Here is a 24,047-nt window from a genome sequence, read left to right on the forward strand (position 1 = left end):
TGTATTACAGTTGATAAAAATTTTCGGTAATAGCGATGTCTTCTTTTTTTAGACCTGTATTTTCGTCATACCGATCATCCGCATTTATATAGAGCTGATTTAGATCTAATATTCTAATAAACATTTCTTTTTGTTTTTCTAACGGCAACAATTTAAATTCCGCTTTTTCACATATCTCTTCACGGAATTTATTTATACTGACATTATAATGCAGAAAATATTTTTTTGTTAAAATATCAAAAAGACTAATAAGCTCATCAAGATTTTTACATGATGAAATAAGCCGGACTGCTTCCTCATTTTTTTCTGCGAGTTCCAAGTAAATAAAAGAACCTCCTTCTTGCCAATCTACTTGTTTTGAAATACCGCCTTGCTCACCTTCAATAACTTTTTTTAGTCTTTCTACAGCAATAGTTTCTATGTAATCCATTTGTTCAACACCTATATACTGCCTATTCATTTTATGAGCAACAGCAGCTGTTGTTCCCGAACCTAAGCAAAAGTCAAGAACGATATCACTGACCTGCGTAGATATACCTACTATGTAAGATAAAAAACTTTCAGGTTTTGGATAATCAAAAACCTTGCAAGAAAATAAATTTCTCAATTCGGTACTTCCATTTTCAGTTGTGCCAACTTTGATATTTTTATATTCACTACATAAAGGATTATTACCATTAGTAAAAATAATTGTTTTAGGAGAGACAATGGATATTTTATTACCTCCATAAATTATTCTTGGGGAAAATTTTTTAGATTTTATTAATATAGTGCCTCCTTCAGCTAAGGCTTCTTGTAGAGTATCATTAGTCCATCGGCTTTTAAATGCCATACGAAACATATTTTTATTTTTACCATTTTTTACAACTACATTATCTAGTAATTCATATTTATCTGGATCTTCACTTTCAGTATATACACCATCTTCTATATTAAATTCACATGCTCCCTTTTTGAATTCAAGTATCTGCTTATTATTACTTTCATTATACAATGGAGCATCTTCAAATTCTGTTTGTATATTCTCAATTAAAAGTCTTTTTATCGTTCCATCTCCCACTCTAAGCTGTTTTGCAAAACAAATAACATACTCTTTATTTGAATAATAATTTATTTTTTGCTTACCAAAATGTTGAGTTTTTTCCCAAATAAAGCAAGTGACAAAATTATCCCTTCCGAAAATACTATCCATTAATACTTTTAAATAAGCCTGTTCATTATCATCACATTGAACAAAAATACAACCATCATCCTTTAATAAATTTCTAGCAATTTCAAGTCTATTTTTCATAAAGGTCAGCCAAGTGGAATGATTAAAATTATCATTATATTTAAATCCGTCATTTCCGGTATTATAAGGAGGATCGATATAAATTAATTTTACCTTTCCGGCAAATTCCTTTTTTAAAGAATGCAGAGCCAAAAGATTATTTCCCTTTATAATTAAATTATCGGTAATTGTATTATCCGGAAGACCTCTTTCTCGATTAAGATTTACATCGCGAGTAAAAGAGGTGCATTTTTTATTTCCATTTTTCTTATAAAGTTTTGCATTACAAAAGGCTTTCGGACTCAAAAGATTATCTATTTCATCATGGGCTAAAACTTCATTATAAAAAATTTCACGTCTTTCAATATATTCATGATTCTTTTTTGGCTTAACCACATTTTCAGTAAAGTCATTTTTTGTTTCATTCCATTCAAACCCTATATCTATACCACCCTCTTTACTTTGCCCGCCCTCAAGAATACAGTCTTTAAAAGGAAAATTAAGTACAACCTCATTTCTTTCCGTCAAAGCTTCATCGCCCATATAAAGCCCTATCTCTTTACCCAAATATTTTGAATAAGAATTACAGCCTGAACCGTATTCAAGTATTTCTTTAAATTTACTGCTATTAAAAACAAAACTATCCAGCACAGGAGTGAAAAATACTTCTTTCATTCCCTTATTTTTCATTAATTCAGCCAGTAATCTACTGTCTCCTTTTTCTGCCGCCAGTTTTATAACATTTAATTTTAATTGACTTTCTTTGGTAATAAAGTCAGGAATCGATTTTAAAATTTTTTCCACCTTTGATTTTAAAGCATTTGATTCAACTGTCATTGTAAGGCCTCATTTTAGATTAATTTGTATAATCCCCCTATAAGAAGGACTTCACCTTCTAATTGTCGGTATTATCATCTCAGTACTTAAACTTTTAGATAGTATATTATATCTAATAGAATTATATTTCTATCTATTATATAGTTGCATTACTTTAGCTTTCTATTTAATTTTATAAAATGAATGAAAAAAATCTACAAGAAATTTACTCGAAAAATATTCGGGAATTGAGAGAAAAATTAAATTTAACTCAAGCACAGCTTGCAGAAAAAACAGGCATTACCGAGAAGTATTTGAGCGCTATAGAAACAGGAAAAAAATGGGGCTCATTTTATACACTGAGCTCCCTTGCAGAGGCATTAAAAGTACAACCATTTGAATTATTGCTCCCGCAAGATAAAACCATAGCATATGACACAAGACGAACAAAAAATTTGATGAAGAACTTAAGAAAAAATTTAAATGATTTGATGGACACCTTAGACAATTACTTAAGTGATGCTTCAGGCAAATAAAACATTTTCAATCAACACAAGCACAACAATAAGTATTAAATTCCGGTAAAAAACAAGTATTAAAGTTTTCTACCGCCAGTCTGCAATAGTACGTTTTTCTTCATCAAAACTTGAACCGATTGCTATAATTTTTTTACCACTGCCTGAGTACATGTCTTTGTATCCTTTTTCTTTGATTTGTTTTACGGCATCTTCTGTGTTTCCGTTTGAAGTCGGCTTGAACTCGAAGATATAAATCTTATCCTTGAATTCAACAACACAATCAGCCCGTCCGGTTGCACACTGCACTTCCGTATACACAAACTGATTCATAAGAGTGAACACAAGATAAACCGCCGTCTGATAGTTTTGTTCACGCAAGGCTAAATACTTTTCGGTTAAGTTATCGTATGGTACTACCGAAATTATTCCCTTCATCTTTTGCATAAAGCCGTCTACATCTTCGGCTTCAATTTGCTCGTAGAATTCCCAAATTGAAAGTCCCGTTTTATCGGCTCTTATTGAAGTGTAAGCAGGCAACAATTTATCCAAAATCCGTACCTGACCTTATCATCCGGAAAACCTAAGCGGTAAAGTCTTGAAAAATCGTTATAATCTTTAATTGTCAAATATCCCGATTGGAAAAGAATGGGCAAAGGATTATACATTGCCTTTCCCTTTCTTGCAAAAAGGTAACCGTCATATCTTTGCTTTAACTTTGCAAGAGCTTCCTCATAAGTCAAGCTATTATTTTCTGCGAGGGTTGCAATCTCTGGTTTAAAATCGGCTTCAAGTTCTTCTTGCGAAATACCGCAGACAGCAGAGTAATCCGATAATAGACTTAAATCCTGTAAGTTATTTAAATCGCTGAATATGCTGACCTTACTGAACTTTGTAACTCCGGTTAAAAAGACAAAGCGGAGGTATTGGTCTGCACTTTTTATAACCCCGAAAAAACTTTTAAAAATTGTGAGGTAGGTTTCGTTTAAGGCTTCATCTTTCCACATAGTTTGAAGTAGAGACTTATCATATTCATCTATCAGAATAACAGTCTGCCGGAAACCTGCAATCAAAGGTTGCGGAGAAAATCTACATTAAATCTTTTTCCCTCGAATAAGAAAGTCCTTCGTCTGCGTATTTTTTTAGTTGGCTTGCGGCAAGTTTTTGGTTTGTGATAACCGAAGGCCCGCCTATGCAGCCGCCTTCACATGACATAACTTCTACAAGGTTGGGCGTAGACGAATCATGAGGAAGCTCTCCGCTTTGAATTTTACCATAATAGGCAAGCTGTTTCATTCCTTCTTTATTAAGGCCGTTTATAAGCACGGGCCGGAGGTTTTCAGGTTTTTTAAGACGAACTCTTACAGCTTCGGCAACTCCGCCTGAGGCTGCAAAGCCCCTTCCCGAAGAGGTCGGCGTAATTTTTCCGGGCAAGGCTTCTTCCTTGGAAATATCTATTTCTTTGGCAGTCAGCAAGGCTCCCAATTCTTCTATCGACAAAACATAGTCTACAAACTCATCTTCCAAGCCCTCTCTCCTCTTTGCAAGACAGGGACCTATAAATACTGTAACACAGTCGGGATCTTCTTTTTTTGCCAATTCGGCCGTATAGTGCATCGGGCTTCTTGTATCCGAGATACAGGGGACAAGGGCCGGAACGTGTTTTTTTACTGCCCTGACATAGGCAGGACAGCAGGATGTAGTCATTAAGATATGTCCGTGTTCCATTCTCTCTTCAAACTCGGAAGCTTCACGGTCAGCCGTTATGTCCGCACCTATAGCTACCTCCCAGACCTTATTGAAGCCGGCTTTTTTTAAGGCAGACTCAAGCTGTCCCGGAACGGCCTTAAACTGGGCTGCAACCGCAGGGGCATAGAGGGCGGAAACTTTTTTTCCGCTCATTAAATGTTTTATGACATCCACAATCTGCCCCTTATCCATCATGGCACCAAAAGGACATTCCCTCATACAGTTTCCGCAAAAGATACATTTATGGTAATCGATCCTTTCTTTTCCGTTTTCGTCTTTTGAGATAGCGCCCACCGGACAGGCTTCTTCACAGGGAACTGGAATTTTTATAACTGCATGGTAGGGGCAGTTTTTTAAACAGATACCGCAGTTTATACATTTTTCTTCATCAATACGGGCTCTTCCTCCCGAAATCGCTATAGCGGTTTTAGGGCAGTTCATCATGCAGGGACGGGCAACGCAGGCTTGACAAGCATTTGTAATCATATATTTGCTTTTTACGCAGGCATTACAGGCCTCATCCAAAACGGTGAGCATGGGCCATGTCGGCTTTTCTCTTTCTAAAGCTTCTTTTGCAAATTGAGCCAAGGTCTTTTCTTCATCATAATTTTCCAAAGAACAGCCGAGCCTTGCAATTACCCGATGCCTCATTATTTCTCTGTCATGAAAAATACAGCACCTTATAGGTGTACTGTTTCGCGGAACCATTTCTCTCGGAATATAGTGAACTCCTTCTTGAAGCTTACCTTCGAACTGGAGCTTGGCAATACGTACAAGAATTTCTCTTTTAATATTAGATGTGTTATTATTTATGTTAAGCATACTCTCCCCTAAAAGACGGCACATTAAATGTATATAAAAAAATATTTATGTAGTCAAGGGGGATGAAGCAGCAGAAAATAGTCGGAGGTTTTATGAATTTACAAACCAGTATTGACAAATAATAAAAATAAAGTTATCATCAAGGCCATCAAGTTTACGAATAAAGATTTTATAAACTTAGATCTTTTTATTTATAGAAGGTAAAATATGAAACTAAAATATGTAATTAAAAGATTACTCATAGCCATCCCCACTTTTTTGGGGATAACTTTTTTTACATATTTAATTCTTTCTATGGCCGGAAGTCCGCTTGATGCATACTTGGCAGATCCAAGAATAACGGTAATGGAGCTTGAAAGAAAAAGAAATTCCCTTGGGCTGGATCAACCAATAATCATTCAGTATTTTATATGGTTAAAGAATTTTTTTAACATGGATCTTGGATTTTCGTTTCAATCACAAAGGCCTGTAACTCAAATGATTTTTGAAAGAATGGGTATTACAGCTTTATTGGCAGGTTCTTCGCTGATTCTCTCCTTATTGATTTCCATTCCATTAGGAATATTCTCTGCATCTAAACCTAATAGCTTTAGAGACCACGCCAGCAGTGCATTTTCATTTATTCTAGTAGCTACACCTAATTTTTTTATGGGGTTAATATTAATATATTTTTGTGCAATTAAATTAAAACTCCTTCCTTCGGGAGGTTTGTTTGATGCAAGCGGAAAGAAAACAACTCTTATGTTACTCAAACATATGATTTTGCCTACCTTGGTTCTGTCATTCCAACAAATAGGTAGCTGGATGCGTTATATGCGGGGCAGTATGCTTGAAGTTTTACAAGAAGACTATATCACTACAGCAAGAGCAAAAGGTCTAAAAAGAAATCAGGTTTATTATACACATGCACTTAAAAATTCTCTTATACCCATTATAACGGTAGTAGGAATGTCAATTCCTTCATTAGTGGGAGGTGCAGTAGTTACAGAACAAGTTTTTGGATGGCCGGGAATAGGAACTTTAATGGTTCAAGCTATTAATGCTAAAGACTATCCTGTAATTATGGGTATTACAGTAAATATATCTATTGCCGTATTAATTGCGAATTTAATAACGGATTTAGCTTATGGATTAGTCGATCCTAGAATTTCATATAAGTAGGTGTATATTATGGAAAACAATATGACAGAAGACAAAACATATTTTTCAGAAAATGTATCTGAAGAAAAAAAGAACACTTATTTTAATGAAGTTGTAGAAAAATTATTAAATAATAAATTAGCAATGGCTGGGTTAATATTTTTTTTACTTCTATCGTTTTTAGTAATTATTTTACCTTTTATTTTAAATTTAGATCCGTATACATCAGATCCGGCGGCATTTAATTCTGCACCAACTCGTTCACATATTCTTGGTACCGATGCCATAGGCAGGGATTTGTTTGCAAGATTAATATACGGGGGCCGTACATCATTGATGGTCGGAGTTATATCGACCTTCATATCCCTTAGCATAGGAGTTCCTTTAGGATTAATTGCGGGCTATTATAAAAAAATCTGGGAAGTATTTATCATGAGATTGGGAGATATATTTTTATCCTTTCCTTCAATAATTTTAATTTTAGTATTAGTTTCCGTAATAGGACCGTCAATATGGTCTGTTACCATTGTATTGGGTGTTTTGCAATGGACTGTATTTGCTCGATTAATATATGCAAATGTACTGAGTATAAAGGAAAAGGAATATATTGAAGCTGCAAAATCAATAGGTACTTCAAATTTTTCAATTATTTTAAAATATATTTTACCAAATGCTTTTCCCCCAATTTTAATAACCGTTACATTTAATGTTGCAAGAGCAATTTTAAGTGAGTCAGCTTTAAGTTTCCTTGGAATGGGTGTTCAACCGCCAAAAGCAAGTTGGGGTAATATGCTGTATGATGCACAATCTATTACCGTCCTATCCAGATATTACTGGGTATGGCTTCCTCCCGGCTTGTGCATTGTACTTACAGTACTAAGTATCAATTTCTTTGGAGATGGAATTAGGGACGCTCTGGATCCGCGTTTAAAGATCCAAGTAAAATAAAATAAGGAAGGTTTCAAAATGAAAAAAGAAATCAAGAAAATGAGATGGATTATGAGTACTATGTTATTCATAATAGCAATTATCCTATCGGCATGCGGAAACTCTGAAACTACAAATGTACAAACAAAAAAAATTGTTTCGGTAGCTATTGCAAAGCCATGGGATTCAATGATGCCGCTTAATACAAACAGCAATTACAGCAGATTTGTTTATGATCAAATCTATGATAGACTGTTTATGTCAAAGGCAAACGGAGATTATGAACCTCGATTAGCAAAAAGTTGGAGTTTGAATGCAGACAGTTCTGCAATCACGTTTAAACTACAAGAAAACGTAAAGTGGCACGATGGAAAACCATTTACGGCTGCGGATGTTGTTTTTAGTTTCCAAATGTATTCTAACCCCGAAGTAGATGCACTGAGCCGATATCATTTGCAATATATCAAGGGTGTTGATTCATCAGGCGTTCAGATTTCAGATAAATCCATAGCAGTATTTGCAAACAGTGATTACGAAGTTACATTTGAATTTAAAAAGCCTATGTATTTCGGAAGTTTCATGAATGATTTAGACACGGTGTTTATTATTCCAAAACATATTTTTGAAGGAAAAACTCCACAAGAAATAAATGCACCTGAATTATGGGCAAAAGCAATAGGCACAGGCCCCTTTAAATATGAAAGTGAAATTAGCGGTGAAAGAATGGAGTTGGTCAGAAACGAAAACTATTTCCAAGGAGCACCCGATATTGAACGTTTAGTTATAAGAGTTGTAGATACTACAAGTTTATTGGCTAACTTAATGAGTAAAGATATAGACATAAACGTATTGGGCTCTATCCCATTACAAGATTGGAGTGCCGCTGTAGAAGATAAAAATATCAACACAACTTCGGTTCCCACAACAAATTATACTATGCTCATTATCAACACCCAAAAACCATATATGACAAAACCGGTACGACAAGCAATAAATATGGCTCTAAATAGGGGAATATATGTAAATTCTCTTTATCAGGGACAAGCTGTACCGATTGTAACGCCTATTTCACCTCTTAGTCCATATTACAACGAAAAGGTAAGTATTTGGTTTGATAAAGAAAAAGCAAAGCAAATTTTGATCCAAGAGAATTTTCCGTTTGATACAACATTAAAATTCTATACTTCAGCGGGAGGAGATAATCAGCGGTTAGCGGCTTTAATTATTCAGGACTTAGAAGCAATTGGTTTAAAAGTAGAAATCATTCAAGCGGACTTTTCAAAATTAATGGCTGACATGAGAAAAGGCAGTCATGATTTTGGAACAATAGGATCCGGAGGATCAATGGACCCTGGAGAAAGCCGAGAAATGATTGCGACAGATAGTGCAGTAAACTTTTCACATATTAAGGACACAAGGCTCAGCGATTTAATTGATGAAGGAAATGATAAGCTTGATTTTAATGAAAGAAAGATTATTTTCGATAAGTATCAAGAAGCTGTTAAAGATGAGTCCGCTATTGCTTATTTGTTTACAAAAAATAGTCTGGTAGGTTATAATCCAAAACTGGATAATGTTATCATTGAAGACTTTTCCAATCTTAACTGGAAAATTTGGACGTGGAAAGTAAAATAATATTATGAAGTAACAGACTTAAAAAGTCTGTTACTTCAACAAAAGGAAACAAATGCCAAAACTTTTATCCGTAAAAGAATTAACTGTAAGATTTGCAGGAAAAGAAGGATATACTACAATTGTTGATAGAGTCTCGTTTGATGTTCAAAATGGAGAGATTCTTTGTGTTGTTGGGGAATCCGGATGCGGTAAAAGCACTATTGCAATGTCAATCTTACAATTATTATCAATCAACGGGGAAATCTCCGGAGGACATATTATCATGGATGGGCAAGAACTCACAAATCTTACCGAAGATGAAATGTGCGAAATTCGAGGGAATAATATTTCCATGATTTTTCAAGATCCTATGTCCTCCTTAAACCCAACTAAAACAGTTGCATCACAGCTAATTGAGCCATATATTATACATAAGGGGATGAAAAGAAAGGCAGCCAGAGCTGAAGCTCTTAATATATTAAAAGATGTGGGGATTCCAAATCCGGAAAAAAGATTAGATGAATATCCGCATCAATTGTCCGGAGGTATGCGCCAGAGGGTAATGATTGCCATGGCCTTAGCCTGTCAGCCAAAACTTTTGATTGCAGATGAACCGACTACAGCCTTAGATGTTACTATACAAGCTCAGATACTTGATTTGATGAGGACATTAAGAAAAGAAAGAGGAACTGCCATTGTTTTTATTACACATGACCTTGGTGTTGTAGCAGAAATGGCCGATAAGGTGCTCGTGTTGTATGCAGGCCATGCGGTTGAGTATAATACTGTAGAAAAAATTTTTAACTCCCCAAAGCATCCCTATACCATGGGATTGCTAAAATCAGTACCTCCCGTAGACAAGCATATTGATTTTTTACCTTCAATTGAAGGAATTGTACCTACTCCGGGGAATATGCCTAAGGGTTGCAGATTTTATCCGAGATGTAAAAATAGAATGGACATCTGTAAAAACAGCGAGCCGAAAGAATATAATCTTGAAGATGGTTGGGTAAAATGTTTTTTATACAGTAATTTAAAAGAGGATAAAAATGAGCTCTGAGTACCTACTGGAAACAATAAATTTAAGCAAGCATTTCTCTGAATCAAAAAGCCTTTTTAATTGGAACCCTAAATCGGTAAAGGCCGTAAACAATGTAAATATCAAAGTTAAACCTAAAGAGGTTCTTGGCTTGGTTGGAGAATCAGGCTGCGGAAAAAGTACACTAGGCAGAACTATACTCCGTCTATTACCTGCAACAAGCGGAAAAATATTATATAAAGGCGATGACATTCTAAAATATAATAATAAACAGATGTTTGAGCTCAGAAAAAAAATGCAAATTATATTTCAAGATGTATACAGCTCTTTAAATCCGCGAATGACTGTCGGTGATATTGTTACAGCTCCCTTAAATGTTTTTAAAGAGGGAGATAAAAAATATAGGCAAAATAAAGTTATAGAAATGCTCGAAGAAGTAGGCCTTAGAGCACAATATTTAAACCGATTCCCCCATGAATTTTCGGGAGGTCAGAGACAAAGGATTGTAATAGCCCGCTCTTTAATAATGAATCCGGAACTGGTGATTTGTGACGAACCTGTTTCGGCACTTGATGTGTCGGTAAGAGCTCAGGTTTTAAATTTAATGAAAAAACTTAAAGAAGAAAAGGGGCTTACATATATTTTTATATCTCATGATTTAAGTGTAGTAAATCATATCAGTGATAGAATAGCAGTTATGTATCTTGGGAATGTAATTGAATTGGCAGAACGGGACGAGTTATTTAAAAATGCTTTTCATCCATATACTAAAGCTCTTTTATCTGCCGTTCCCATAGCAAGTACAGAAGCTAGAAAAAATAGAATTATTTTAAAAGGGGATATTCCTAACCCCTATGATCCGCCAAAAGGATGTTGTTTTAATACACGATGTCCAAAAGCTACTCAAAGGTGTAGAGAAGAAATTCCGGAATTAAAAACGCTGGCCAGTGATCATTTATGTGCCTGTTTTTATCCCGATTAAATATTTATGGAGGTTTTATGTCAACTTTTAGAGCGAAGGTAAAAAGAGAAGAAAAATTCAGAATGAAATGCGAATCCGGCAATCATACTATGCTGCTGGATGAACCCTTAAAAGCAGGAGGAACGGACTTGGCCATGAATCCTGTTGAAGCACTTTTATCAGCCCTTGGAGCATGCAAATGTATAAATGCTTGGATTTTTGCCGAACAATTTGGTATTAATCTTAAAGATATAGTTTTTGAAATGGAAGGGGATATAGGAGCACTGGAAAAGGTAGATAATTGCCTCCCCTTGATTTTTAAAAGCATTCATACTAAAATTACCGTGTTCTCAGATAATACGGAAGAAGAGATCAAAAAATTTATAGAATATATTGAACTTCGTTGTCCTGTAAGAAATACTATTATCAATCAAGTACCATGTACAAGTGAAATTATAATAGGGCATCTCTAAACAATTGAAGTTTTTAAAAGCGTCCTATAATAAATTATATTTGGAGGCATAAAAATGATTCTATTTAAAAATTATATAAAAAAAATAAGCTTTGTTTTATTTTTAAGCCTAGCCCTCTCCGCTTACGGATTTGACCTCAATTCTTATTGGTCCTTGGGAGATGTAAAATTTGGAGGTATATTCCAAGCACAAAAACCTAAGGCTGCATGGGACTTAAATATTTCTGCCTTTAAGTTTTATTTTAAAGACTTGGATTCGGGGTTTAATTTATCTTTAAGTCCTTTTTATATGGATATAAAAGGCGGCAATAAAGAAATAGAAAACATCAACGAAGAATCCGCTCAAAGATCGTTTTTTTTAAAACACGGACTCTTTATTATGTCTTTTATAAATGCAGAATTAAGCTTCAATACCTTAAATTCCATATCCGACACTTTTGAACTGAATCTTTTTACAGGTATTCATGCTGTCGATCCTGTCATAATCTCACGGTTTCAAATAAATGCAGGCTTGGAGTTTGCAATTATAAAAGAAATATATCCCTTTGCCGGAAGAAAATATCCCTTAAAATCAAAACTTTTAAGTGCAAGGACAGGATTCAGATATACCGACAATAAACCCTTTTTCTTTTGCGACATAGGTTTTGACCTAGGTACTATTTTATTTATTTTTAAAGGCGGCGACTACGAAGAAGCAAAAGCAAAGGCAGAAAAAGAAACCGTAAAGGATATTTTTGATAAGGATTAAATTTAAGATTAGTTGATTGGTAGAAAATTATTTAAGATTGTGGTAGAATCAACGGATGAATTACTTAACGGTAAAACCTTTTGTCAAATGGGCCGGAGGGAAAACTCAGCTACTAGAGAAGATTCGCACAAAATATCCTAAAACTATCGAAAAATATTGTGAGCCGTTTTTGGGAGGCGGAGCGGTACTTTTAGATGTTTTGGCTAATTTTACACCTAAAGAAGTACTTGTAAACGATATAAATAAAGACCTTATAAATACTTATAAACAAATTCAAAAAGAACCTGAACATATAATACAACAACTTTCAGAACTTCAATATTTTTTTTGGAATGCAGAAGCGTCAGAGCGAAAATCATTTTACCTTAAACAACGAGAAAAATTTAATACATTACAACTTGATACCGGAAAAAATATAGAAAAAGCAGCCTTATTCATTTTTCTAAATAAAACCTGCTTTAATGGTTTATACAGAGTTAATTCAAAAGGACTTTTCAATGTTCCTATGGGCTCATACAAATGGCCCCCAATCTGTGATAAAAAAAATATAAGATTATGCTCTCAATTATTACAAAATGTACAAATCAGTTGTGCGGATTTTTTTTCAGTCTTGGATTTTATTGATTCAAAAACATTCGTTTATTTGGACCCGCCATACCGTCCTATTTCGAAGACCTCTTTTTTTACAGCATATTCGGAATTCGGTTTTACCGATCAAGAACAACAAAAGCTTAAAGACTTTGTTGATTCAATAACAAAAAAAGGAGCAAAGGCTGTTATAAGCAACTCTGATCCTAAAAATAACAATATTGACGATAATTTTTTTGACGATTTATATAAAATGTATAAGATAGATCGTATCGCAGCAAAAAGAATGATAAATAGCAGAGCCTCAAAACGAGGAGACATTAATGAGCTTTTAATTTATAACTTTTAAGTGGAGAAAATAAAATGATAAAAGATTTCAAAAAATTCTTAGATACTTTAAGCGAGACCAATGCAAGCTTAAATTATTTTACCGACTTTTCTAAAGTAAGGAAAAATACTGCAAAAATAGAAATAAAATTAAACCAATTAAATTACTTAATAGGCAAAACCGACCTGCCAAAAGCAATAGAAGAAGTATATAATGAAAATCCTGCAGCATTTGAAGTACTCGGCATACTCATTGCCGTCAGAGATAATGATAATAAAAAAGTTTTAAATGATGACGGAAAAACTGTCTTTTTAAAAACTTATTTTACATCACTTCAAAATATAATTGAATATATCGAAAAAACAGGATTAGCCGATATTCTAAAAAATAAATCCATCACAAACCTCGTTGACTATGTCTTCGGAATTGAAGTAGGTCTTGATACAAATGCAAGAAAAAACAGAGGCGGAGATAATATGGCAAATTTGGTTGCTCAAACTTTTATAAAATCGGGGATAACTTTTAAGAGAGAAGTAAACAGTTCTGAATTTGATGATATTAAAAGCCTTGGCCAAGATTTAAAAAGATTTGACTTTGCCGTTTCAACAAAGAAAAAGACATATCTTATTGAAACAAATTTTTATAATGTAGGCGGTTCTAAATTAAACGAAGTAGCAAGGGCTTATTCAGATATTGCACCGAAAATAAATAAATATCCAAATTATGAATTTGTTTGGATCACTGATGGAACAGGCTGGCTCTCTGCAAAAAATAAATTGGAAGAAGCATATTCAATTATTCCAAGTATTTATAATCTTGCAAATATTAAGAATTTTATACAAAAACTAAAAAGTGAAATGTAAATATAATGTTAAAAGCCTTTTATAAATCAAAGAATCATGATTTTAATCTTCTACATGGAGACTGTATAGAACTGCTGAAAAACTTAGATTTTCAGTTTGACATGATTTTTGCCGATCCCCCTTATTTTTTATCCAATGACGGCATCTCTGTCCAAAGCGGAAAACAAGTCAGTGTAAATAAAGGACTTTGGGATAAATCACAAGGATTTTTCAAAGACAATGAATTCAATTATAAATGGATAAGTATTTGCAGGGAAAAATTAAAAGAAAACGGTACAATTTGGATTTCGGGTACATATCATAATATTTTTTCTGCCGCACAAGTACTTACAGAATTAAATTTTAGGATATTAAATTGTGTTACATGGGCAAAGACAAACCCTCCGCCCAACCTCTCTTGCAAATTCTTTACCCATTCTACAGAATTTATTCTTTGGGCAAGAAAAAATAAAAAAATTACTCATTTTTATAATTATGAGCTTATGAAGCAAATAAACGGCGGAACACAAATGAGGGATTTATGGAGCCTACCAGCCATAGCAAAATGGGAGAAATCATGCGGCAAACACCCCACACAAAAACCTCTTCCTTTATTAGCAAGAATAATTCTTGCATCGACAACTCCTGCTGCATGGATTTTAGATCCGTTTACAGGGGCAAGCACGACAGGAATTGCATCAAGCCTATTGGATAGGCGGTTTTTAGGAATAGATAAAGAAATAGAATTTTTAGAACTTTCAAAAAAAAGAAGAGAAGAAATTGATGCCCCTCAAATCAGAGAGGAATATAAAAAGAGGATTTACAAATACTCAAACAAACCTATACAAGACATCATAGAAATCCAAAATAAAGAACCGTATTACGGTATTGATTTACCTATCTTATTTTGATATACTTAAAACTCAAAACATCAGTACCTTATTTTGGAGGAAAAGATGAACATACTGCTTGTCGGATCAGGCGGAAGGGAACATGCAATAGCTTTAAAGCTAAAAGAATCACCTTCTCTCGGTAAACTTTTTATAGCGCCCGGAAACGGAGGCACAGCTCTTTTGGGCGAAAACGTTCCCATAAAGGCTGACAATATCGAAGAACTTGCCGATTTTGCTCTTTCTGCCTCAATAGACCTTGTAATTGCAGGCCCCGAGGTTCCTCTGTGTTTAGGCCTAGAAGACCTGATAAAAGAAAAAGCAAAAGCGCAAAACAAAAAAATAGCATTTTTCGGGCCGTCAAAGGCTTGTGCCCGATTGGAAGCCTCCAAAGATTTTTCCAAAGAGATGATGAGCCTTCTTTCCATTCCAACGGCAAGATATTCTTCTTTCACAGATTTTCAAAAAGCAAAAAAATATATTGAAGGCTTGGACTACCCCTTTGTAATAAAGGCTGACGGCCTTGCGGCAGGAAAAGGTGTTATCCTGCCTGACTCAAAAGAAGAAGGCATAGCCGAACTTAAAAATATAATGATCGAAAAACAATTCGGAGCCTCAGGCGACAAGGTTGTTATAGAAGAACGCCTTGAAGGAGAAGAGGTTTCCATCCTTGCTTTTTCGGACGGAGAAAAAATAGCCGTAATGCCGCCCTCGCAAGATCACAAGCGTCTTAAAGACAATGATGAAGGCCCCAACACCGGCGGCATGGGAGCCTATGCCCCTACTCCGATTTGCTCATACGAAGAAGCCGAAAAATATGCGGCTCTTACGATTCTTCCAATTGTAAAAGAAATGAAAAAAAGAGGCACGCCCTACATCGGGGTTCTCTATGCAGGCCTCATGCTCACAAAGAATGATGAGGGCTTTACACCCAAAGTGCTTGAATATAACTGCCGCTTCGGAGATCCCGAAACCCAAGTCTTAATGCAGCTTTTTGACGGAGACCTAGCTCTAACCATGAGCTCTTGCGCAGAAGGAAGCCTCGACAAAGCTATGCCTAAATGGAAAAAAGGCTATGCGGCAACCGTAGTGCTTGCAAGTAAAGGCTATCCTCTTTCCTCATCAAAACCGGTAGAATTATCCGCTTCGGAATTGGAAGGCAGCCCTGAGGTAAGCGTAATACATGCAGGCACAGTCCTTAAAGACTCCAAAATATTTGCATCGGGCGGAAGGGTTCTTTGTATAAGCTCAAATGATAAGAGCTTACAAAAAGCTATGGATAATATCTATGCAAAAATAAAAACCATACATTTTCCCGGAGTGCAGTACAGAAAGGACATTGCAAAACGCGGACTGGAACATCTAAACAAACTTAAATAAATATTTATTTAAATATAAAATAATAAGGAAGAAATAAAATGAACGAAATGAAAAATAAAAACCAAGAGCAGCCAAAGGGCAAGAGCGAAGAACTATCAAAAGATAAGAGTTCGGTATACAGCGCATCAGGCGTGAACATTGATGCAGGAAATGAGGCCGTCCGCTTAATGAGTGCAGCGGTTAAATCAACATTTAATAAATCCGTTCTTTCGGATGTAGGCACCTTCGGAGGTCTTTTCGGCACCGAAGAGCTTTTTAAAATGAAAAAGCCCGTTCTTGTAGGTTCTACGGACGGGGTCGGAACAAAGGTAAAAATAGCAGCCGAAGCCGGTAGATACACAACAATAGGCCAAGACATAGTAAATCACTGCATTGACGACATCCTCGTTCAAGGAGCCAAGCCCCTTTTCTTTTTGGACTATGTTGCAAGCTCAAAGTTGGACCCGCAAATGATTGCCGACATAGTAGGAGGCATGGCAAAGGCTTGTAAAGAATCGGGCTGTGCCCTCATCGGAGGCGAAACGGCGGAAATGCCCGGCGTTTATATGGAAGGAGAATTCGACATAGCCGGAACCATTGTCGGAGCTGTCGATGAAGAAAAAATTCTTCCCAAGAAAAACATAAAAGAGGGAGACCTCCTGATAGGCCTTGCATCCGACAGTCCCCATACAAACGGATATTCATTGATTAGAACAGCCTTTAAAGGCGTAGACCTTAATACCGTCTACCCCGAATTAAAAGCACCATTACATGAGGTTCTATTAAAACCGCATCGCTCCTATCTTAATGCAATCTATCCTATTTTGCAGGAGCATCCCGAAATTGTAAAAGCCCTAGCCCACATCACAGGCGGAGGTTTTATCGAAAACATTCCGCGCGTTATTCCTGCAGGTCTCGTCATCAAGGTAAAAAAAGGCTCGTGGCCCGTACCGCCTCTTTATCCCCTGATCCAAAAATTAACCGGTGCAAGCGGGGACGAAATGTACAGAGTCTTCAATATGGGTATCGGAATGATAGCCGTAGTTTCTCCCGACATGGCCGAAAAATATCGCGAGCTTGTCGGAGAAGAATCATGGATAATCGGCAAACTGGAAAAAGCTGACACTCAAACCCAAAAGCCTGTAACAATATTAGAGTGATTTTATAATAAAACTTGTATTTTGAATAATTTATGCCGATAATGAACTGATATGAACTCGATAAAACTACCGCGGACAATTCAGATAGGCGGCAAAGGACAGGTTAAAAAACTTACTCTCGGAGGCACTTCAGCGATTTTGCTTCAAACTATGTGGAAAGAAAGCCTATTGGGAGCTGATCTCCTTTCTATTGTAAAAAGCCTAAATGAATTGAAACAATTGGGCTGCGATATCGTGAGATTTGCAGTTCCCGACATGGATTCTGCGGAGCAATTTGTCAAACTCACCCGATTAACGGAGATGCCCCTCGTAGCCGATATCCATTTCGACTATAAACTGGCCCTGCGGTGCATGGACGGGGACACGGCAAAAATACGCATAAATCCCGGAAATATCGGTTCAAAAGAAAAAACTGAAGAAGTTATACGCAAGGCAAAGGATACGGGAACTGCTATCCGGATAGGGGTCAATTCGGGCTCTCTGCCTTCCGATCTAAAAAAGAAAATAGAAGAGGCAAATTCAAAAAGAAACTTAAGCAACGATAAAAAGGCCTTAGATGATGAAATTTCCATTTTGAGAGCTGATGCTTTAACCGAGGCGGCGGCAAGAGAACTGGAAATTTTCGAAAAAGCCGATTTTAAAGATGCCGTAGTTTCTATGAAGGCTTCCAATGTGCGGGAAACGGTTATGGCAAACGAAATATTTGCCAAAAAATTCGATAATCCCCTTCATTTGGGAGTTACTGAAGCAGGGCCCCTTATTCAAGGTATTGTAAAAAGCACAATAGCCTTTTACCGGCTTTTGGAACAAAACATAGGAAGCACCATAAGAGTAAGCCTTTCCGATTCTTGCGAAAATGAAGTTATAGCCGGAAGAGAAATATTAACCGAATGCGGTAAAAGGCAAGGCGGAATAAGGCTCATATCCTGCCCGCGTTGCGGAAGAAAGGGCTTTGATGTTCAAGCCTTTGTAAAACGATGGCAGACAAAACTCTTATCCGAAAAGAAGGACATAAGCATTGCCGTTATGGGCTGCGTAGTCAACGGCCCCGGAGAAGGCAAACATGCAGACCTTGGAATTACCGGAGCCGAAGACTCCGTTATAATATTTAAACACGGAGCAATTACCAAACGCTTGGATTTAAAAAAATTAACCGAAGAAGAAAAAATTGAGGCAGTGGATAAAGCCTTTATAGAGGAGCTTCAAAGTCTATGAAAAAACAATTAAAAATTATTTTTATCGTACTATCTATTTTTTATTTTTGCTCAAACCTTTTTTGTTTGGAAACCATTGACGAAAAAGAAAGGCCTTGGCATCTTTTAGAACAGGCAAAAATTCAAATGGAAAAAGGGGAGTTCGGCCTTGCCCTCCACTTAACAAATAAGGCACGGGATATTCATAAAGAACAAATGGAAGCAAAATATTCTTATATGTTCAATGCCCTAAAACCGAAAAGGGTAAAACTAGAGGGAGACAATATTTCGGAAGTCTATGCAATTTTAAATAAAAGGGAAGACCACGATGCCTGTAAAATTTTAGATGAAATCTTTTTAACTCATCCGCCCGTATTTTTTGATAAGTCTATTTCAAAATTAATGTCATGGCTCGAAAAACGCAAGGCCTTCCCTGAAACGGATTATTTGACAGGCCGAATTTATTTTGCAGAAGGAGATTATGAGCAGGCCATGCACTATTATAAGGAAGCATGGAATTTTCACAATTTTTTGGAAATCCCGGATGAAAGATTCAATATAATTTATGCACTTGCCGACACATCAAAACTTTTGCGCAAATACGATGAACAGGAAAAATACCTCTTGCTTGTTTTAACCGAAGATCCTATATACGGAACTACAAATTTGGAAAGCGATGCTCTTCAAGCTATGATTAAAACAATAAGCTCGGAAAAAACAACCGAAAAATTCTTTTTGCTGTATCGAAACCGTAATCCGATAGCCTTAAAAGCCTACATGGACTTAACGGAAATATATTTAGAAGCGGGCAAAAACAGAAGAGCTCTTGCAACCGCTGTTTTAGCTTCCATAATAACTATAACGAACCTTGATGACCTTATCTCAAAAGACGACTATAATTACAAATATACCGAATTTACAAACCTGCTTCACAGACTGAATAGAAGACAGGATGTAATATTATGGGCCGAAAAACAAAATTTTTGGAGAGCCTTTATGAATCTTGCGGATTCTCTTTCGAAAAACGGTAATACCGAACAGGCTTTATATCTTTATTCAAAACTGGCAGAATCTATTCCTTCCATAAAATATGCTCAGGAAGCCTCATATAAAAAAGAAGAACTTGCAAAAGGTAATAAATAAAGGGTATCTCTAAAAAACTGAAGTTTTTAGAGGTTCCCTAAAGTTTCACGCAAAATTATAGCCGAACCTGTCTAATAGAGGTTTATTTTCCGTAAGATTCTTATAAAAATTTTCCATCAACTCGGCCGTTATTTCTATCGAATTATTGTAAAGAGAAAAAAGCTTTTTATTTGTAATTTTACTTTTAATATGGTCAGCCGTTCTAATAATGTGCCCCTGCAAAAAATCATAAAGGCCTAAGATTTTAATTAAAGAAAGTTTTAGATTTTGAGATAATTTCGTAGGTGCATAGAAAAAATGTTTTCCCATTTTAAAACTACGAAAAGAACGCAAGATATCTTCTTTTGTTATAGAGGGAAGAAGACATCTGTAGATATTTGCAACGGCTTCAGCTTCTTTTTCACTTATATCGATATAATTATGGGCCTTGTATCTAAGAGGATGGAGCCCGTCCTGCTTTAATAAAAATTTTTCAAATTCCATTTCAATTTCGGCATGGTCTCTTTTCATCTCCTCGACCATAGCATTTACATAAGGGTGGCAGCAACTATCCAAGCCGAAGTGACCTATAAAGCCCATCATGTAAGAAAATTCATCCGTATTAGGCTCTATTCTAATTTTATTTAATACGGCATTAAAAACATCGGTACAATTTTTATTATGGATATCCTTTGCAAGCTGCAAAACAGGATTATTATTCTTTTTAAAGGGTTTATGAAAATACAAAAAATCAGGGCCCTGTAAGCCGAGATTATATAAATTTTTATTTGAAATTTCGGCAACGATTTCAGGAGATAATAGAGCAAAAACCCTTTGTCCATGTATATAATGTGCGTAAAAATCAGGCATAAGAACCTCCGATATATAAAATACAAGTTCTCTATATTCTATAATATCGGATATCCTGCAAATATTTTTACAATTTTATTTAAACATTAGGTTACCTATACCCTCCGTTATGTTTTAGTTCCTTAAAAAGACTTATCACTATCAGTATTATTATAATTCCCAAAGGAAAGGCGGCTATAATCGAAAGACTTTGAAGCTGGTTTAAATTAGTACCCACAAGGATTAAGGCTGCGGGAAGCATTACAAAGACTACAGCCCAAAAGGCTCTCAAGCCTTTTTTAGGCTCGGTATGTTTTTCCAAATTCTTTTGAGAATAGGAAGCTATTACAAGGGTAATTGCATCAAAGGTACTGGAATAAAAGGCTATCATAGTAATTATTAAAATGCCCAAAACAATTTTTGCGTAAGGAAGGGTGTTAAGAATTTGCAGGATGACTTGAGAAGCATCCGTTTCCTTTATTGCGGACGCTGCATCAAATATTCCGTGAGCCTGTAAATGAAGCCCATAATTTCCAAGGATTATAAAAGAACAATAAGTCCCCGCTATACCGCAGATAAGACCGCCGATTATGGTATTTTTTATTGTACGGCCTTCAGAAATCTTTCCTATAAAGAAAGGCGTTGCAACAAACCATGCTATCCAATAAGCCCAATAAAATATTGTCCAGTTTTGCGGGAAGCCGGCCCCTCCTTCTCCGGAAATACGCAATGGGTCCATCCATGTGGACATGCCGAAAAAGTTTTGAATAACCTTGCCGATACCGGTTATACTTGTTTCTATTATGTAGATTTTGGGCGAGGCTATAAAGACAAGGCCTAAAAGAACACAAAAAGAAACAACCGAAATCTTTGCAAGCTGAGAAATCCCTTTTAAGCCCAATAAAACGGCAGCCGTGTATACGGCAGCTATTATAAGAAGAATGGCAAGAGTCAAAATCTTTCCTTGAGGTATTCCAAAAATAGTAGAAACTGCCAAGGATAAAAGAGGAGTTGCAAGCGAGAATGTTGTAGCAGTTCCTGCCAATAAACCTATTACCGAAAAAACGTCTATCATCTTTCCTATAGGGCCGTCAATCCTGTCCCCAAAAATAGGACGGCAGCTTTCGGACAGCTTTTGCTTTGTTCTTCCCTTTACATGGAGCATATAAGCAAAGGCTATGGCAGGCACTATATGAAAAGCCCATGGTGTTATTCCCCAATGGAATAGAGGATAGGCCGCGGCCCAATCCTGTCTTTCTGCCAGTGAAAGAGAAGACAGACCGAAGGGACTTTCACCAAAATAATAGGCCCACTCTATCAGCGACCAATAAAGAATATCGGCTGCCATAGTCGAGGTAAAAATCATAGCCCCCCATGTAAAATTTCCGTATCGAGGTTTTTCAAGATTCCCCAGTTTTACAGTCCCGAAGCGGGAAAAGGCTAAACCTATGGCGGTAAAAACAAGCCCCAAGCCGAGTAAAATATAGAAAAAACCCAGTTTGTTTACAAAAACAGACCAAAGAGCATCAACTACCTTCATCGATTCTACAGGAAAAAAAAGAACCAATCCCGTCAAACAGATTATAACTGCGAGTGGTAATACGGTTATAAGCCAATCAATTTCATTTTTATCCTTTAACTCAAGTTCCTTTACACCAAGTTCATCTTCAGTGTTCATCATCAGTTACCTCCTCCTATAAAAACTTTTACCTTTTTATAATAATCCTTTGCGTATCGGTACATCTTTAAGCCGTAATCTCCAAAGCTTACCCCCAAAGCCTCCTTATAGCAAGTCCAAAGAGCCCATAAAAAGCCTGAAAGAGCAACATAACAATAGATACGCATTCTTTCCTCTTCTTTTACGGGCCTTTCAAAATAAAAAGACATCAAATTCTCAAGCTCTTCATTATCATAATGAGCATATATGGCAAACATAGCTATATCTATGAGGGGATCGCACATAGCGGCATATTCCCAGTCAATTAAATGAACATCGTTTCCGTTTATTATAAAATTGTCGGGAACAAGGTCTATATGACATAAAACATGAGGCTTTTCCGTATTTTCAATTAATTCCAAAAGCTCATTCATCAAAAGTCTAACCTCGTGGTAGTCATGATAGAAGATACCGTTTTTTTCGTTTGCAATTTTTTCGTAATAATTTATCCGTTCACGTAGATCAAAAGAATGCGCAACCTTTAAGCCGGACTCATGCAGACGGCGGGCTACCTTCATACATTTTTTTAAGTCTTCAGGATTACGGGCATCCGCAGTATGGGAGTTGGGAATAAACTTGGTAATTTTTACCCCCTTTTCAGGATCAAAATAAATAATGGAATCGCTTAAGTTTAAAGGAGAAATAGCCTTGTAGACCTCATATTCTTCCTTTCTGTTTATAAGGGCCTCGGTTCCCTCTCCCGGTATTCTAAAAATATATTCTTCACCTTCAAATTCAAACAAAAACGATTTGTTTGTCATTCCGAATTTTAAAGGTTTTAGATTTGTGATGCTGTGCTCAGGACGTTTAAATACATCCGATATAAGCTCAAGCCATTTATCATGGGAGGAAATAAGATAGGAAGAGTCAAAGAGGCGAATTTCGTCAAGGGATTCGAATTCATATACTTGGTGATCACCCTGCTTGTTTGCAAACATAGTTAATTCTTTTATGTTCCTCATATAGACATCTTCCCAGTACCAATCATCGGTATCATCTCTTTCATAGGCTTCTTCAATCAAAGGGCGTATCTTATCGGAAAATTCTTTTGAAAAATATACGGGGCCGTACATAACCCATCCGTTTCGCCCTCCGACTTTTACATCCATAATTTTATCGTGCAGGCCTAATTTTAATATCCACTCCTTCGTTTTTCCGGCTACCTTAACGGAAGAATACCATGAATCATACTCATGGGAATGATACATGTTTTCCCTAAGCCAATTATCGCTCGAAAGAATATAGGTGCTTTTAAGCTCATCCCTTACATGGTAAAGGGTGGAAAGATTGTTTTTATTCTTAAAATCGGGGTTATATACAAACTTTACGCCGTACTTATCTATCAGATATTCAAAGGTTTCCTTTAAATAGCCTACAACTATCGTTATGTCGTCGATACCGGCAGCTTTCAGCTGTTCAATTTGCCTTTCAATCATCCTTTCCCCAAAAACTTCCAACAAGCCCTTAGGTGTCGCATAGGTTAAGGGAACAAAACGCGAACCGAAACCGGCAGCCATAATAATTGCATTATCCACCCTGCACTCTTCAAAAGCTGTTAAAGCTTTTTTGCTAAGCCGCTTTTTACCAAAAGGAGGAACACCTTCGGTATACAAAAACCCATCATGCTCCATATCGAATAAAATTTTATTTACATAGGCCAAGGATATTTTTAACTTTTTTGCAATATCTCGTTGCGGGATATTCTTATCTTTTTGCATAAGTTTTATAATTTGAAAATATCTTCTTTTCATAGACTGACATTATACAAAAATAACGTTCAAAGTCAAGCCATTTTACATAAAAAAGTGAACATACTATAATAAAAGTATCTTATTTTTGTATATCAATATCTTGACAAGTTGTAATTTTGATTGTATAGTTAAAGGCGCTTGTTTTTAACAAGTCTATATCGCTATATGCGTAAAA

Annotated in this window: 20 protein-coding genes and 1 pseudogene; 15 read left to right on the plus strand and 6 right to left on the minus strand. The window is 36.1% G+C overall.

All coding sequences use genetic code 11. The features are described 5' to 3' along the window. Positions 1–4 precede the first annotated feature (4 nt). On the minus strand, positions 5–2,107 hold the full coding sequence (locus HYB91_RS06895; RefSeq protein ID WP_002677815.1) for a site-specific DNA-methyltransferase: 2,103 nt from the start codon (positions 2,105–2,107) through the stop codon (positions 5–7). Positions 2,108–2,286: 179 nt separating this feature from the next. Between HYB91_RS06895 and HYB91_RS06900 the strand changes: the two genes are divergently transcribed. Further along, positions 2,287–2,622 carry a helix-turn-helix domain-containing protein gene (locus HYB91_RS06900; RefSeq protein WP_002677814.1) on the plus strand — a complete coding sequence of 112 codons (336 nt, stop codon included), beginning with the start codon at positions 2,287–2,289 and terminating at the stop codon, positions 2,620–2,622. Positions 2,623–2,691: 69 nt separating this feature from the next. On the opposite strand, the pseudogene HYB91_RS06905 reads toward HYB91_RS06900, so the two are convergent. Both HYB91_RS06905 and HYB91_RS06910 read right to left on the minus strand, forming a co-directional pair. Next, positions 2,692–3,659: pseudogene (locus HYB91_RS06905) on the minus strand (AAA family ATPase); the annotation flags it as partial. A gap of 31 nt (positions 3,660–3,690) precedes the next feature. Next, positions 3,691–5,172: a 4Fe-4S dicluster domain-containing protein gene (locus HYB91_RS06910; protein ID WP_002677807.1), complete on the minus strand. Its 1,482-nt coding sequence runs from the start codon at positions 5,170–5,172 to the stop codon at positions 3,691–3,693. A gap of 207 nt (positions 5,173–5,379) precedes the next feature. On the opposite strand from HYB91_RS06910, the gene HYB91_RS06915 reads away from it, so the two are divergent. Genes HYB91_RS06915 through HYB91_RS06980 form a run of 14 tightly spaced genes read left to right on the plus strand, consistent with a single transcriptional unit; the run spans position 5,380 to position 19,576 of the window. Next, entirely contained in the window at positions 5,380–6,333 is a 954-nt protein-coding gene (locus tag HYB91_RS06915; protein ID WP_002668579.1) for an ABC transporter permease, read from the plus strand. A gap of 9 nt (positions 6,334–6,342) precedes the next feature. Then, positions 6,343–7,260, plus strand: coding sequence for an ABC transporter permease (locus HYB91_RS06920; protein WP_002677805.1), 918 nt, complete (start codon positions 6,343–6,345; stop codon positions 7,258–7,260). Between the two features lie 18 nt (positions 7,261–7,278). Beyond that, the gene (locus tag HYB91_RS06925; RefSeq protein ID WP_002668569.1) at positions 7,279–8,874 is read left to right on the plus strand and encodes an ABC transporter substrate-binding protein; all 1,596 of its coding nucleotides are present in this window, start codon (positions 7,279–7,281) and stop codon (positions 8,872–8,874) included. A gap of 52 nt (positions 8,875–8,926) precedes the next feature. After that, positions 8,927–9,913 (plus strand): ABC transporter ATP-binding protein, encoded by a 987-nt coding sequence (locus HYB91_RS06930; RefSeq protein WP_002671572.1) that lies wholly within the window; start codon positions 8,927–8,929, stop codon positions 9,911–9,913. Next, positions 9,903–10,874, plus strand: a complete 972-nt coding sequence (locus HYB91_RS06935; RefSeq protein WP_002677802.1) for an ABC transporter ATP-binding protein — start codon at positions 9,903–9,905, stop codon at positions 10,872–10,874. The genes HYB91_RS06930 and HYB91_RS06935 overlap by 11 nt, the downstream gene beginning before the upstream one ends. Positions 10,875–10,891: 17 nt before the next feature. Next, a complete protein-coding gene (locus HYB91_RS06940; RefSeq protein ID WP_002677801.1) occupies positions 10,892–11,326 on the plus strand; it encodes an OsmC family protein in 435 nt (144 codons plus the stop codon). A 54-nt stretch (positions 11,327–11,380) separates the two neighbouring features. Continuing rightward, entirely contained in the window at positions 11,381–12,073 is a 693-nt protein-coding gene (locus tag HYB91_RS06945) for a hypothetical protein (protein ID WP_002677800.1), read from the plus strand. A 55-nt stretch (positions 12,074–12,128) separates the two neighbouring features. Beyond that, complete coding sequence (locus tag HYB91_RS06950) at positions 12,129–13,010, plus strand: DNA adenine methylase (RefSeq protein ID WP_002677799.1); 882 nt, start codon at positions 12,129–12,131, stop codon at positions 13,008–13,010. A gap of 14 nt (positions 13,011–13,024) precedes the next feature. Then, the gene (locus HYB91_RS06955) at positions 13,025–13,852 is read left to right on the plus strand and encodes a type II restriction endonuclease (RefSeq protein ID WP_002677798.1); all 828 of its coding nucleotides are present in this window, start codon (positions 13,025–13,027) and stop codon (positions 13,850–13,852) included. A gap of 5 nt (positions 13,853–13,857) precedes the next feature. After that, positions 13,858–14,742: a DNA-methyltransferase gene (locus tag HYB91_RS06960; RefSeq protein ID WP_002677791.1), complete on the plus strand. Its 885-nt coding sequence runs from the start codon at positions 13,858–13,860 to the stop codon at positions 14,740–14,742. Positions 14,743–14,787: 45 nt separating this feature from the next. Beyond that, positions 14,788–16,101 (plus strand): phosphoribosylamine--glycine ligase, encoded by a 1,314-nt coding sequence (gene purD, locus HYB91_RS06965; RefSeq protein WP_002677790.1) that lies wholly within the window; start codon positions 14,788–14,790, stop codon positions 16,099–16,101. A gap of 38 nt (positions 16,102–16,139) precedes the next feature. Then, positions 16,140–17,240, plus strand: a complete 1,101-nt coding sequence (purM, locus tag HYB91_RS06970) for a phosphoribosylformylglycinamidine cyclo-ligase (RefSeq protein ID WP_002677789.1) — start codon at positions 16,140–16,142, stop codon at positions 17,238–17,240. Positions 17,241–17,291: 51 nt separating this feature from the next. Beyond that, a complete protein-coding gene (gene ispG / locus HYB91_RS06975) occupies positions 17,292–18,455 on the plus strand; it encodes a (E)-4-hydroxy-3-methylbut-2-enyl-diphosphate synthase (RefSeq protein WP_253719443.1) in 1,164 nt (387 codons plus the stop codon). Beyond that, positions 18,452–19,576: a tetratricopeptide repeat protein gene (locus HYB91_RS06980; protein ID WP_002689495.1), complete on the plus strand. Its 1,125-nt coding sequence runs from the start codon at positions 18,452–18,454 to the stop codon at positions 19,574–19,576. Before ispG ends, HYB91_RS06980 begins: the two co-directional genes overlap by 4 nt. Before the next feature lie 45 nt (positions 19,577–19,621). Here HYB91_RS06980 and HYB91_RS06985 read toward each other — a convergent pair whose 3' ends face one another. The 3 genes from HYB91_RS06985 to HYB91_RS06995 form a co-directional block, all read right to left on the minus strand. Then, complete coding sequence (locus HYB91_RS06985) at positions 19,622–20,425, minus strand: zinc dependent phospholipase C family protein (RefSeq protein WP_253719444.1); 804 nt, start codon at positions 20,423–20,425, stop codon at positions 19,622–19,624. 91 nt (positions 20,426–20,516) lie between these two features. Continuing rightward, the gene (locus HYB91_RS06990) at positions 20,517–22,085 is read right to left on the minus strand and encodes a BCCT family transporter (protein ID WP_253719445.1); all 1,569 of its coding nucleotides are present in this window, start codon (positions 22,083–22,085) and stop codon (positions 20,517–20,519) included. Further along, a complete protein-coding gene (locus HYB91_RS06995) occupies positions 22,085–23,872 on the minus strand; it encodes a phosphotransferase (protein WP_010699206.1) in 1,788 nt (595 codons plus the stop codon). The genes HYB91_RS06990 and HYB91_RS06995 overlap by 1 nt, the downstream gene beginning before the upstream one ends. Positions 23,873–24,047 lie beyond the last annotated feature (175 nt).

The sequence above is a fragment of the Treponema sp. B152 genome (genome assembly GCF_024181665.1).
Taxonomy (GTDB): Bacteria; Spirochaetota; Spirochaetia; order Treponematales; family Treponemataceae; genus Treponema_B; species Treponema_B denticola.

Coding starts and splice junctions, on each gene's coding strand:
- HYB91_RS06895 (WP_002677815.1), bottom strand. CDS start 2,107: ATGACAGTTGAATCAAATGCTTTAAAATCAAAGGTGGAAAAAATTTTA.
- HYB91_RS06900 (WP_002677814.1), top strand. CDS start 2,287: ATGAATGAAAAAAATCTACAAGAAATTTACTCGAAAAATATTCGGGAA.
- HYB91_RS06910 (WP_002677807.1), bottom strand. CDS start 5,172: ATGCTTAACATAAATAATAACACATCTAATATTAAAAGAGAAATTCTT.
- HYB91_RS06915 (WP_002668579.1), top strand. CDS start 5,380: ATGAAACTAAAATATGTAATTAAAAGATTACTCATAGCCATCCCCACT.
- HYB91_RS06920 (WP_002677805.1), top strand. CDS start 6,343: ATGGAAAACAATATGACAGAAGACAAAACATATTTTTCAGAAAATGTA.
- HYB91_RS06925 (WP_002668569.1), top strand. CDS start 7,279: ATGAAAAAAGAAATCAAGAAAATGAGATGGATTATGAGTACTATGTTA.
- HYB91_RS06930 (WP_002671572.1), top strand. CDS start 8,927: ATGCCAAAACTTTTATCCGTAAAAGAATTAACTGTAAGATTTGCAGGA.
- HYB91_RS06935 (WP_002677802.1), top strand. CDS start 9,903: ATGAGCTCTGAGTACCTACTGGAAACAATAAATTTAAGCAAGCATTTC.
- HYB91_RS06940 (WP_002677801.1), top strand. CDS start 10,892: ATGTCAACTTTTAGAGCGAAGGTAAAAAGAGAAGAAAAATTCAGAATG.
- HYB91_RS06945 (WP_002677800.1), top strand. CDS start 11,381: ATGATTCTATTTAAAAATTATATAAAAAAAATAAGCTTTGTTTTATTT.
- HYB91_RS06950 (WP_002677799.1), top strand. CDS start 12,129: ATGAATTACTTAACGGTAAAACCTTTTGTCAAATGGGCCGGAGGGAAA.
- HYB91_RS06955 (WP_002677798.1), top strand. CDS start 13,025: ATGATAAAAGATTTCAAAAAATTCTTAGATACTTTAAGCGAGACCAAT.
- HYB91_RS06960 (WP_002677791.1), top strand. CDS start 13,858: ATGTTAAAAGCCTTTTATAAATCAAAGAATCATGATTTTAATCTTCTA.
- purD (WP_002677790.1), top strand. CDS start 14,788: ATGAACATACTGCTTGTCGGATCAGGCGGAAGGGAACATGCAATAGCT.
- purM (WP_002677789.1), top strand. CDS start 16,140: ATGAACGAAATGAAAAATAAAAACCAAGAGCAGCCAAAGGGCAAGAGC.
- ispG (WP_253719443.1), top strand. CDS start 17,292: ATGAACTCGATAAAACTACCGCGGACAATTCAGATAGGCGGCAAAGGA.
- HYB91_RS06980 (WP_002689495.1), top strand. CDS start 18,452: ATGAAAAAACAATTAAAAATTATTTTTATCGTACTATCTATTTTTTAT.
- HYB91_RS06985 (WP_253719444.1), bottom strand. CDS start 20,425: ATGCCTGATTTTTACGCACATTATATACATGGACAAAGGGTTTTTGCT.
- HYB91_RS06990 (WP_253719445.1), bottom strand. CDS start 22,085: ATGATGAACACTGAAGATGAACTTGGTGTAAAGGAACTTGAGTTAAAG.
- HYB91_RS06995 (WP_010699206.1), bottom strand. CDS start 23,872: ATGAAAAGAAGATATTTTCAAATTATAAAACTTATGCAAAAAGATAAG.